Genomic DNA, 11,915 nt, shown 5'->3' with positions numbered 1-11,915 from the left:
TCACAGCTTAGACCGGGTGCACCAGGGCCTTGATAGCCAGCGGATCAGCCACCACACCGTCAAAGCGGACGTAACCGGAAATACCGAAACCGGGCAGGAACTTGCTGTCACGGGCCACCAGAATGTTGGTGCCTCCAATCTTGCGGACGTAGTATTTGCCCATGTCGCCCGCAACCACCGAACGGGCACTGGCGCCAATGTCCGGCATATCGTCATTGATGGTGTATTTCGCACGCACACCGCCGATTTTCAGGCGGCCAGCACCGTCCGGCGCCTCATCCACCAGATAGTTGCCCTGCCCGTCTTTCAGCGTATGAATAGCCGACAGGGTATTGTCGTTGAACATAAAGCCGAATTTCGGAGACTTGCGGTAAGCGGAGTTGACCGAATGATAGAGCTTGATCAGCTCATCAGCGGCAATCGCGGCATTGCTGGCCACGGTCACACCCGAGGCGGTGGCACCGGTCACGATACCCTGCGCCTGCCCCACGCCGGTGCCCAGGGTCAAAGCGCGGTTTGCCTTGCGGCCCAGACGCTCACCCAGCAGATCGCCCAGCAGCGCCTCCATGCCGACCATGCCCGAGGTGGCCAGCTGAATGGAGACTTTCAGCCATTCAGTGTCCGCCATGTAGTCATCCAAGGTGTTCTTGGTGAAACCCACATCCTTGGTGCCGGTATCAGCGAAAGCACTGCCCTCGGCACCGCTGTCAGCGGCCATTTTGCCGGTATCATCGACACCCGGAAGCGGAATGGTTGCGCCGCCGGTGGTTTTGAACACGCGGGCAAAGCCATCATCAAACATCGGCCCCCAGGCCAGCATCGCCCGGACGATTTCCGTATTCGCCTCATCCGGCACGAGGTGGCCGCCTGCAGATGCGGCGCCGACGGTCTGGGCACGCTCTTCCGGCATCACATCCACACCGCCATGACGCAGCGCCCGGCGGGCCTCTTGCGACATAGAATGCACGTCACCGGCGCAGGCCAGGTATTCATGGAAGGCTTCGCGGTAGGTGACGGCCTCCGGCTGGCTGCCAGGCTGGCCGCGGCCCTCGGGGCCATTCGGACGGCGCGGGTCGCCTGCGTCCAGCGATGCCTCCAGGCCCGCCAGCTGTTCCTCTTTCCGGGCGCGGGCGGCCAGCCCCTCCGCCTCGGCAATCATGGCGTCAAACCGGGTTTCAAGTTCCGCGGCGCGGGCCTCGGTGGTGCCGTCCGCCTCGATTTCGGTGCGCAGGCCGCGGGCTTCGGTGATCAGATTGGCACGTTTGGCCAGCATTTCCTTGGGGGTCATATGACTACCTCTTTGGTCGGTTCAGTTTTGTGAGTGTCGGGCGCCGTCGCGCCCCGTTTCAGGACAGGCCAGCCAGGGCCAGGTCCATCCGCATCCGGCGCGCACGCGCTTGTTTCTGCGGATTTCCGGCAGTCAGGGCAGCGCGGGCCGCCTCCAAGCTGCGCAAGCCAATTTCGGTTCCGGCATAGGCGGGGTCGCTCACCACCGAAACGTCATAAAGCCGTTTGAGCTTGTGGATTGAACGGCGCGGCACCGGGCCGCTTTCGTCCCATTCATCACCGCCCTTGGCCACGGTAAAGGCAAAAGACATACGCGACAGGGTGCCCGCCTCCAGCAGGGCCGCCACGTCCTGGGCAGTGGGCGATTTTGCGGGCAGTGTGGCCGAAACCGCCAGGCCGCGCTCATCCACCGACAGGGACAGGTTGCCCGCGCTATTGCGGGCCAGCGGCAAGCCGCGATGATCCACGAGGAATTGCACATCATCTTCCAGGCGGCCCTCAAAGACGCCGGGCATGATCCGCTCCTGGAAATAGCCGCCAATATCGGCCCATTCGTCAAAAACGGCCGCATAGCCCGCCACTTTGATGCCGTTTTCATCAGCGGCGCGCACCTCCACCGGAAGCGATGCACGGAATTCCTTTGTCTCAGTCATTTTCTTGCCCTTCTTCACTGGCGCCAGAGGCCGCAGGTTCACCCGTTCCCGCCTGGTTCAAGTGCGCCCCGGCCAACGTAACCGGAACCATAGCCCCCTGAACAAGCGGCGCCCCGCCGCCGGTTACTGGCGGCCGGTTTTCGATTTCACGCTCTTCATTAATCGTGGTCTGGCCGGTGGCGATGCGGCGCCCTGCAGCATCCACGCGGGTTTTCAAATCGCCCCGCATCAGCCCGTCCAGGACGTGCTCCGCGTAAACCTCGCCGCCATCGCGGCCCCAGAGTTTCAGATTAATCTCAGCTTCAAAAACAGCCGCCCATTGCGCCACCAGGTGCTTAACCAGGTGTAAATCCTGCTGTTCGGTGTTGGAAAACGTGCCGTGCGTCAGGTCCTGCAGAAACACCGGCGGCAGGCCGTAAATCCGGGCGATTTCCTCCACCAGAAACCGCTTCACCTCCACCATCTGCATTTTCTCGGGGTCCAGACCCAGGGGCGCTAGCGTGTGCCCTTCCGGCACCGTAATCGCGTTGCCGCCGCCCTCGGCCACATCTTTCACAGCGGCTGTCAGATCGTTAGCTGCCCGGTGTACACCGCCGGGCGTCTTGATCGGGCCGGACAGAGTGAAGGGCGGAATGCCGCCATTCTTGAAGAACCGCGCGCCGTAGCGCGTCACCGCCATAGCCAAGCCGATTGTATCGGCGTTGTTGTACACCGGACTGTAAGAGGACAGCCGGTCGCCCGAGGACATAAAACATAGGTCCAGCACCTCGGAAGCGGCATAGGTCACGCGCCGGGTACCGTCCTGGTAGTGGTAGAGCGTGCGGCCCTGGCGGCGCTCCACCGTCACCTTGGACACGTCCAGCGGCCATAGGTTGATCGGCTTGCCGCGGCCGTCGCGCTCAATGAAAGAAATATGGCGGCCCGAGGTGAGCACGTCCTGCCACACCCCGCGGCGCCACTCCAGGGCGCTGGTTTCGTCATTGGCGGCCCTGTTCAGCAACCCTGCCACTGGGTCATCCGGCCGCGTCTCCCGTCCTTTTTCGCCCTTGCCGTAGACCTTCAGGGGCATCCCGGCCATGGTGCGCGACAGAAACGACACCGCGGCAAGGACGCTCGGTACCTTGAGCGCGCTTTGCACCGTCACCACCTCATCGGTAATGCCCATGGCGCCGCCGAAAAAGGCCACAATCCCCGGATCGCTGGAGGCAATGCGCTGCACATCATCCGCCGCGCGGGCCTCCGCCTGGGGATCGCTCACGGCAGAAGCCGCCGCGGTGGAGGCCGCGCGGCGCTTTTTCTTGAAAAACATGGGTGGTTCCCTCTTATTGGCCGTGAGAATAGGCCGGGTCATCCCAGGGCGACGTGGACGCCCCGGCCGCTTCCGGGTTGCGGCTCATCAGCATGGCCGCATTGAAAATCCCGATCAGCGGGTCAATTTTCGCCTTGCCTGCCACGGCCTTGGTGATCATCACCGCATTGCCGCGCTGTTCGGTCTTGGCGTTACCCACGCACCAGGTGAGCATTTCCTGGCCGCAAGGCACAAAGCTCTTGTCTTTCAGCTTGCGCTCCAGACCCCAGACCGCAGGTGACAGCCGGGTGCCCTGGTTTACGGAGGTTAGCAGATCGCCCTCCATACCTGCCGCCCCAAGCTCATCCACCAGCGCGGCAACGCCCATCGGGTCCAGGCCGATCCCATATTTTTCCGGCAGCAAACCGGCTTCATGCACCTGGGCGCAGAGGGCAGCAACTTCGCGCAAGTCCTGCGAGGGGTCTTCACACAGCCTTACATCGCCCTGCGCCGCGAAGTCCTGCAGCTGGGTAGCAATATCCTGGCGGCGCTCCAGCACCTCGGGCTGCGCCCAGGCACGCGCCCAGCCGTACCATTTCCGCGTTTTTGCATGGCGCCCGATCAGCGCCAGCCCCAGCAGGTCATCCAGCCCGCCACCGTCAATCCCCGCGGTGATGCAATCTGATTGCTTAATCAGCTGATCCAGAGAAACCCGATCAGCCTTCACCGGCCACAGCCTGGCCCCGATCCAGGTTTCCGAATGGGTGCCCATGCCGATCTGAATGTTCAGATGCTGGGTGGCCCATACCATTTCTTCCTCATGGCCCTTGGCCAGCGCCTGGCGGTACAGGCGCATGAGGCGTTCAATGGTGATAGATCGGCCGAGGTTCGGCAGCACCATCGGCCACAGCCGCGGATCACGCCACAGCTTGTCCTCGCTCTGCTGCACCGCTTCGGAGAACTCATAGAGCATTGGCAGCAGGTTGCCGTCTTTGTGCTGGCCGTCCCGGACTTCGCGGGCGTATTTCAACTCCTGCCGGAAAATGCCTTTCGGCGGCTCATCGCTTTGGGTGGTGATGATCAGCAGCAGCGTGTCCGGCTGGGTGATCATCCCGCCGCGCAGCTGCGCCATCACCTTGGCCGCCTTGGCGTTGCCGCCGAGAACGTGCAACTCATCAATGATAACCAGCTTGGGGATTTTGCCGGTGACCACCTTTGTATCAAAAGACTTGACGGACAGTTTGGCGCCGTTGTCCCGGTCTACAATCTCTTGTGACCCCTCCCGGATGTTGAACCGGTCCTGCAGATAGCTGCGGCCAGTTTCCGGGTCTTCGGGATCGGCCTCAATCATCCCCTTAATCTGGCTGAAACAGGTATCCGCTACATCCTTGGTCGGGCCTACAATCAGCATTTCAGCGTTTGGAGTTTCGTTCACCAGCAGCGCGGTAATCCCCAGGGCGCCGGAATTGGTGGTTTTACTGTTCTTCTTGGGCACCAGGCAGAAGATTTCCCCCACCCGGTTTTCGCCCGTCTCAGGATCAGCACTGCCAAAGGCCGCCCGGACCAGAGCACGGAACCAATCGCCGCAGGCATCCCGCATGAAAGGCTGCCCTGGCACGTCCGGCAGGCGCAATTCGTTGAATATCTCCACCGCTTTCTGCGCGGCAGCCTCATCCAGCGGCAAATCAGGGATTGGCGCCCGGCCGTCTTTCAACCGGGCTTCCCAATCCGGGCAGGCAAAATCAAACGCCATCAGTTAAGCAAAGTGCTCCAGCGGCCGCTGGGCTGTTTCGCAGCCTCGGCCAACTGTTCTTTCTTGCCCAGCTTCTGCGGCTTGCCAGCGTCTGCTGCGCCATCGCTCTCCGGTGCCTCAACCGGCTTGGGCGGCGGCGGCACAGCACGGCCCTTTTCGGACATGGCAATTACCCGGTTTGCCGCCGTCACGTTCCCTTCGCGCATCCTCTTATGGATCGCCAGAATGGCCTCTGCCTCGGCCGCGTCCGCGGCGTTGGCCATTTCTAGGGAAAAATGTTTCCGCAAGGTCTTCACATCGCAGCCCAAATGGTTTGCGATGCGGGCCGGGCGCCAGCCCGCTGCAGCCAAAGCGGTGACAAGCTCTTGTTTTTCAATCGTTTTTTCAAAACTCGGCCGCCCCCAGCTTTCCCGGTTCTGATCCACCGGATCGCCCAGCAGGTCGCGGGGATGCTCATCTGGATGAAATTCGTCATTCATGGGAAAAAAAAATCTCCGAATGCGGGTATGTGCGGGTTAGCGGCGCCGGACCCCAGAGGGATCAGCCCCACCCCTCCCCCTTGCCGTCAGGGCGGGCAGCCTTTTCCTGGCGTTGCTTTTCACTGTCATGCCAAGCCTTGCAGACGGCCTGCAGATTGCTTTCATCCCAGAACAGCGCCAAGTTGCCGCGGTGCGGTTCAATGTGATCCACCACCGGGCTGTGCGGCGCTGGCGCCTTGCCGGTAAGCAGGTGCGGGCGGTCGCAGCCCTGGCACATCCATCCGGCCCGCTCCAGGATCACCAGGCGCAGATCGCGCCAGGGCTTAGTGGAGTAAAGCTTGCGCAGACGATTGCCCGCCGCCCTGGCACGGTTGCGGGCACGCTCCGCCGCCTGCCGGTCCGAATAGCCCACAGCCCGCGGCGCCGCCGCCAAGCGTTTGGGCAAGCCCTTGAGCCTGGCCATTGCGCGCCCGCCTGTTTTGAATGTCTGGAAATACTTACGGCCCGCGCGCTGTTGCGGGCGGGCCGTTGCCTTGGCACATTTCTGCACCGTTGTTTCCAGCTATGGCCGGGCAGTTAGCAGCCGTCAACCCTGCTGTTCTGCCACACGGCCGAGGCCAAGACCCTCTGCCACGTCTGCCAGCGCCGCCAGGATCGCATCGCGCAGCGGGTTGCGATTGAAGGCTTGCGCGCTCCAGCCGTGCGCCCTCAGGATCGCATCCACGCTGTCACCATCAACACAAACCGCCATGAGCGCATCAAAGGCCCTGATATTACGGCGTTTTTCGCTGGGACGCTTAACAGTCAGCAACACGCGGGGGACGCTGCGCTGCGGCCCGTGGCGGCGGTCAACAGGCCAGCGGTTAGCCAGAGCCTCTATCATGCGCAGCCGGGCAGCGTGCTTTACGCGGGTGGTGGCGCCGCCGTCAGACACGCCGCCCTTACTATCCGCCCCGGCCAGATCAGCCCCCCGCACAGCCCCCACGCGCTCCACCGCATCCCCCAGCATCTTGGCGGCGCGGCTGCGCGGATCGTTCTCCGGCAGCTTGGCCAGAAGCGGCGGCAATGCCCGGCGCGCGGTCTGCTGGCCCGGTAGGGTGATCCGCTCTTTCTGCGCCTTTGTGCCAGGCAGCGGTCGCGACAGTTCCACCAGTTGCACCGGCGCGCCCGCCAGGGCCGCAGGCAAGCGCTTCCCGGCGCCCTGGCCCTGGCGCTGGCGCCGCACGGCCACCGCCTTCACAATCGCCAGGTTTCTGCCCGCCAGGTAGGCCGAGGCGCGGCCGCGGGCGCTGGTTACCAATTCAGTCATGCAAGAGCCTCCAGATTTAGAAGGCCCATTCATAGCATCCGCAACATGTTGAAATTATGCGGGATCAATACACACAGAACGGGACCACCAAGGGACCGGACCGGGATTAGCAGGCACAGGGAAAATCCACTTAACCAACAGATATATAACGATATTATTACTCTTACGGGATTATCGGGATCAATAATTCAAGGTAATACGCAACGCACCCCGAACCCCTTCACGTACACAAAGACAACCCCGAATATTGAGCGGTTGGCCCCATTGAACCCAGACCCCTGATTTATCCCGTTGGAAATAAACAGAAATCATTAAGCGAAACGGCCCTTAAGCTGATCCCCAACACCCGCTTAATGGGATCAATCTATGCATGCTGCCCCTTAAAGCGGGAGGGGTGCGGGGTGCGCGGGAGGCGCGGCGGCGGCCGCAGCAGGCGCGGGAAGCCGCCAAGCGGACAAGCGAAAGGCCCGCCGGGGCGGGCCAGTCACGCTTTGGCAGAGCACGCCAGGAAGAAACGCGCCGGTATATTAAGGGACACCTTCAAGGCGTGACCGCATATCCTCAACCCTGGACCCCATCAGGCTGGCCAGCGCTTCAATCTGATCCAGCGGCCCCTCCTCACTCAACGCCGCGGCACCGCTGGCCAGAGCCTCAATTGCCTGCAACAAAACTGCAAGCCTCTCCAGGTCCGGCAATAGCTCCCCCGCAATACTCTCAGAGTTGGTTGGTACAGCCGCAAGCGCGGGCTTCTTCAAATCCTGCATTCTTCCCCCAGACGGAAATAGTTTAATCCTGGTGGCCGGGCGCAAAGGGGTTGGCGTTACCGCACACAGAGACGGCAGCTGTTCCCACCACAGGAACAGCCCCGCAATGCCCCCGGCCATAGGGGCAGAACTGTGTGATTGGGAACGCCAATTCCCAGCGCGCTACAGCGCACGTCCATGCATGATGCGCTCGGGCGTCAGGGTCAACCCCTGGGCGCAACCGAGGAGGATTGGAAAACCGCAAATCGCCCGCAAAAATTGAGAAAAACGCCTGCAAATAAATGCAGACGTTTAACGGAAAACCGGGATTTGCATCAATAATCAGAACTTAGAATAGATTTCCTTGGCGACTCACTCCTGCGTCAGCAGCCGCACGGCGGCGGCCGGGTGATAATGGGTCGTTCTTTTCGATCAGAGCCGCCACCCGTGCCTCCGCACGCTCATTGCACGCTTTACACCCGCAGGTTTTAAGCGGCCGCCGAACCGGAATACCCAAGCGGGGCGGTGGGGCGAATCCAAAAGGCGCCACCGGATCGCTGCAAAAGTCACAGGGAAGTACCGCCAGCGTCGCAGCATCCATGCGGCCGGCCATTATGCCACCCTCCGCTTGCGGGTGCCAAAACAACGCTTGCGGAATTTCCGGTTTGACGCCTGCCCGCGCTTTTCATGCGCACTGAAAACCGTCACCAGCCGCGAATTGCGCACTACAGGGTAATAGGCACCCTCGGGCAGCAGAATGCGATAAAGTGCGGCGCCGTCCCCCACATCGTAAACCCATTCCACCATATCATCCCGGCCAAGGCGCAGCGCCTCCTTCACCACCCACATCAGCAAATGCCCAGGAATGGAGCGCACGCCGCGTGCCGCTGCCTGGCTGGCGAAATGGCACTTACCATACCGCGCCGCAGTATCCCCAGGCACCTGCCAGTCCCTGGCCCCCTCCAAGATCGGGCGCAGGCTCATTTCAGCCGCCCCAGCTGATACTCGTAGTCTGTCTTTCGCTGCTGCGCCTTGGGCAGCAGAACAATACCCAGATATCCGGTTGTGGACCGCTTGACCCTGGTAAACACCGCGCCATCCTCACCCTTCACATTATTGGCACGGCGCAACAGGCTGTTAGAGGTATGGCGCGGCGTCCAGGCCGAGGTGCCGCTTTCCATCAGCCAGGCATTGAAAGCATCACCCAAATCGCGGGCTGTCTCGAAGTTGTCAGGGCTGCCGCTGATCCGGCATTCTGTCTCCAGAAAAGTGCGCATAGGGTCACTTTCCGCGCGGTATTCCTTGGTAGCCTCATCAATCACCGCGGGCGGCCGCAACCCGCCTGCCATCCACTCCAGGCAGCCCTCCACCATCCAGCGCAGAATGCCGTCGCGTTCACCCCAAAGCTTTTCGGGCAGCAACGGGTCCACCTCATCGGCCGGAATTTGCACCCCCCAAAGCATCAGCATAATGCGCCGCCAAATGCCATCGTCAGCACCCCGCACATCGGGCTTGTAATTGCCCGAAATGTTGAGCTTGAACTCCGGGATCAGGTCCACCGCCTCCTGGTGCAAGCGGCGGATCGGGATAGGCTCACCCCCGGTCAGCGCCTTAATGCGGGCCTCCTTCATCTTCTGGCCTTGCTCCGGCTCAGAGGCGCGGACAAATCGGGCGCCAGGCAGTCGCACCAGGTCCGGGGTAGCCTCACCGCCCTTGCCCTGGTCAGCACCGGTCAGGCTTTCAATTGGCAGGGTGGTTGAGTAATCCGCCATGATGCGGGCAATCGTATCCACCGCAGTGGACTTGCCGTTGCGGCCCTGCCCAAAGAGGAACAATAGCTTTTGCTCAGTGGTCAAGCCAGTCAGGTTGTAGCCGCACCACCGCTTAAAGAAAGCGCGCACATCGGGGTCAGGCAGCGCACGGGCCAGGAAGGCATCCCAGGCCGGGCATTTCGCCCTTGGGTGGTATTTGGCGCGGGCCATTTTGGTAATCCGGTGGCGCCGGTCGTGCGGCAGCAGGTCCACTTGCGGCACTTCAGACGCACCACCCCAAGCCGCGCCATGCGCATCCGGGCGGCGGGTGAAATGCAGCACGCCGTTTTCAACGCACAGCATCATCGGGTCTTTGTTCAAATCCTCAACCGATACGGCCACTGCCGTTTTTGCCTCTGCCAGCATGTTGGTAATCTTTCCTGTGTTGCCGCTGTTCTTTGCGTGCGCCGCGTGGCGCTCCGCGTCTTTCCCGTCATGATCAAGGGTAATGAACGGTATTTCGTGCATGATGCGCGCAGCGATATTCTGCGCATCCCGGCGCACCAGAATTTCATCCTCATCCGAAGCCCACCGGCGGCCGTCCCAGCGGAAGAAGCCGAGGCGGGGCACAAACAGGAAGTTGTCCCCGTAATAGAGCACCAGGCGCTGGCCGTTGCCAAAGTCATTGCGCGGAAACTCCACCCCCTTCACCTCCAGGCTCTCGGGCTCGTAAGCCTCCATTGGCGGCACCTCATCGGGTGGCAGTTCGCCGGGGAAATCCTCAGTCGGCCCGCCCACAACGGCCTCGGCGGCCACGAAGGCGTCACGGATAGTTTCAGGCTGTCCCTGCATTTTTCACTTCCTTCATTCGCATATCATTAAGGTCCGCACCCTCGGCGGCCGCGGCAATCCAGCCCTTGAAATCGGGATGGGGGCTGTAGTGGGCCGCCCGCTCCAAACCCGACAACAACTTTGCACGGGTAGCTTTGGGGTGGCTGTCACCGTCCTGGATAAACACCAGCTGACTGATGCACTCCGGCGGCCGCCAGGCGTCCGCATCCTCCAGGTCCGGCTGGCCGCTCCAGCGGATACCGGGCACTTTCAACATACGGCCGCTCATGTTGCCGAGGTCGATCCCGGCCCAGAACGCAGCCGCAGGCCGGATACCCTCCGCCAGCGCGCTGCCGGTGGTTTCGATACCCTCCCCCATGATCATCACACCCGAGGTGCCCAGCGGGGTAAGGCGGATAGCACAGCCCTTTTTGCTGCCGCGCACCATCTTGGCAGGCCACGCCTTGCCCTTGGCATCCGACAGGCTGCCATCCGGTGCGATGATTTGCGCCTTCCGGCCGGGGCGTTCCAAGTCAAACCAGGTTTGATGCACGGCCGTGATCCGGCCCTGCGCATTCTGACCGGCCGCAATCATGCAGGGGCCGCGCATCCAGGCCACTGTGCCGCGGCCGGGCCAGAACTTCATGTACGGGTGATCCGGCAGAAACCGCAGCGTGGGAGGCCAACCGTTCGGAAACCAGACGCCGCGGGCGGCCAGGTATTCCTCCGCCGGGGTTCCCTCCCCAGTCAATGCGGCGTGCCAGATTTCGCGGGCATCCCGGATCGCACGGGCGCGGGCCGCTTCCTCTGCTTCCCGACGCTGGCGCTCTGCTGCCTCAGCCTTAGCCTTGCGTCGGGCCACCACGGCCGGATCGGGCGCAACGTCCGCCTTACCCACCAAGTAGTCCAGCGCCTTGACAAAATCACAGGCCAGGACGAACTGCACCAGCTTCAGCCCATCGCCACCATCATCGCAAATGCGGCAGTTGAACAAGCCGCGGTTCGGGTTGATCGAAAACCGGTCCCGGCCGCCGCAGACCGGGCAAGGCCCCTCAAACTCCAGCCCGGCCCGGCGCAGCCCTTCAATGCCGAGGCGGGCGGCCACCTCCATTATGGGGATGGCCTTAGCCTCATGGCGGCGGCCGTCATCCGCCAGGCCGGTCATTTCAACACGGCTGGCGCAGCTGGCCGCGGCACCACCCCCTCCTCAAAGCGGAATGTATTAGGGGCCTCCAAGCAGTACCCCACCCCGCGCCAGGTGGTAATTTCCACCGGCAGGCGCAGCTTTTCCAACCGCCTGCGGATCATTGCCACACCGCTCACCACCCGGTCAGGCGATGGCCAGTCATCGGTGTGCGCGTCAACACAGCGCGCCGCCAGCAGAGCATCCAACGACACATAGCGGCCACGCTTGGCGTCCATTGCGTGCAGCATCCGCAGTTCCGAATTCGCCAGCGCCAGCCCCATATCGGCGCAACCCTCATAGAAGGCTGGCAGAGGCGCCAGGTAATAGGCCATCAGGTCCAGCGCATACTCCACCTGTTCAGGCTCGGGCTGCGCCAAAACCTCAGCGCGGATCGGGGCCATGGGATCATGCATCAGGGGCCGCCTTTCGCACCCAGCGGGGGCAATGGGCCGCCCCGGCGCGGCGGTGCTTGGTCAGGTCATAGTAAGCACAAGCACCATGCGGCGTTGCACCACGCAAAGCCCCCTGGAAGTGCTCACAGGTGCCGCAGATGCGCTGCAAATGCAGTTGGCAGCGGGGATCAAAAGGGTTTTCCTCGGCGGGCCGGGTGTTGACCCACCTTTTCAAGAGAACAT

Annotated in this window: 12 protein-coding genes; all 12 read right to left on the bottom strand. The window is 62.4% G+C overall.

Translation table 11 applies throughout. From position 1 onward, the window contains the following. Nucleotides 1–7: 7 nt before the first annotated feature. Nucleotides 8–1,288: a phage major capsid protein gene (locus ETW23_RS03860; RefSeq protein ID WP_134829185.1), complete on the bottom strand. Its 1,281-nt coding sequence runs from the start codon at nt 1,286–1,288 to the stop codon at nt 8–10. Nucleotides 1,289–1,346: 58 nt separating this feature from the next. After that, on the bottom strand, nt 1,347–1,940 hold the full coding sequence (locus ETW23_RS03855) for an HK97 family phage prohead protease (RefSeq protein ID WP_134829184.1): 594 nt from the start codon (nt 1,938–1,940) through the stop codon (nt 1,347–1,349). Beyond that, nucleotides 1,933–3,249 carry a phage portal protein gene (locus tag ETW23_RS03850; protein WP_167738073.1) on the bottom strand — a complete coding sequence of 439 codons (1,317 nt, stop codon included), beginning with the start codon at nt 3,247–3,249 and terminating at the stop codon, nt 1,933–1,935. Before ETW23_RS03850 ends, ETW23_RS03855 begins: the two co-directional genes overlap by 8 nt. 13 nt (nt 3,250–3,262) lie before the next feature. Next, nucleotides 3,263–4,981, bottom strand: a complete 1,719-nt coding sequence (locus ETW23_RS03845; RefSeq protein WP_134829182.1) for a terminase large subunit — start codon at nt 4,979–4,981, stop codon at nt 3,263–3,265. Then, nucleotides 4,981–5,460: a hypothetical protein gene (locus ETW23_RS03840; RefSeq protein ID WP_134829181.1), complete on the bottom strand. Its 480-nt coding sequence runs from the start codon at nt 5,458–5,460 to the stop codon at nt 4,981–4,983. The genes ETW23_RS03845 and ETW23_RS03840 overlap by 1 nt, the downstream gene beginning before the upstream one ends. Nucleotides 5,461–5,521: 61 nt before the next feature. Continuing rightward, on the bottom strand, nt 5,522–5,923 hold the full coding sequence (locus tag ETW23_RS03835) for an HNH endonuclease signature motif containing protein (protein WP_134829180.1): 402 nt from the start codon (nt 5,921–5,923) through the stop codon (nt 5,522–5,524). 123 nt (nt 5,924–6,046) lie between these two features. Further along, nucleotides 6,047–6,769 (bottom strand): hypothetical protein, encoded by a 723-nt coding sequence (locus ETW23_RS03830; protein ID WP_134829179.1) that lies wholly within the window; start codon nt 6,767–6,769, stop codon nt 6,047–6,049. Between the two features lie 527 nt (nt 6,770–7,296). Further along, nucleotides 7,297–7,533, bottom strand: coding sequence for a hypothetical protein (locus ETW23_RS03825; RefSeq protein ID WP_134829178.1), 237 nt, complete (start codon nt 7,531–7,533; stop codon nt 7,297–7,299). Between the two features lie 591 nt (nt 7,534–8,124). Continuing rightward, nucleotides 8,125–8,496: a hypothetical protein gene (locus ETW23_RS03820; RefSeq protein ID WP_134829177.1), complete on the bottom strand. Its 372-nt coding sequence runs from the start codon at nt 8,494–8,496 to the stop codon at nt 8,125–8,127. Next, nucleotides 8,493–10,115 carry a phage/plasmid primase, P4 family gene (locus ETW23_RS03815; RefSeq protein ID WP_134829176.1) on the bottom strand — a complete coding sequence of 541 codons (1,623 nt, stop codon included), beginning with the start codon at nt 10,113–10,115 and terminating at the stop codon, nt 8,493–8,495. Before ETW23_RS03815 ends, ETW23_RS03820 begins: the two co-directional genes overlap by 4 nt. Beyond that, nucleotides 10,099–11,259, bottom strand: a complete 1,161-nt coding sequence (locus ETW23_RS03810) for a primase-helicase zinc-binding domain-containing protein (protein WP_134829175.1) — start codon at nt 11,257–11,259, stop codon at nt 10,099–10,101. Before ETW23_RS03810 ends, ETW23_RS03815 begins: the two co-directional genes overlap by 17 nt. Continuing rightward, nucleotides 11,256–11,693: a helix-turn-helix domain-containing protein gene (locus ETW23_RS03805; RefSeq protein ID WP_134829174.1), complete on the bottom strand. Its 438-nt coding sequence runs from the start codon at nt 11,691–11,693 to the stop codon at nt 11,256–11,258. The genes ETW23_RS03810 and ETW23_RS03805 overlap by 4 nt, the downstream gene beginning before the upstream one ends. Between the last annotated feature and the right edge of the window lie 222 nt (nt 11,694–11,915).

The sequence above is a fragment of the Leisingera sp. NJS201 genome (assembly GCF_004535885.1).
Classification (GTDB): Bacteria; Pseudomonadota; Alphaproteobacteria; order Rhodobacterales; family Rhodobacteraceae; genus Leisingera.
The sequence above is the reverse complement of the archived record's forward strand: the minus strand, read 5'-3'. Positions and strand labels throughout refer to the sequence as shown.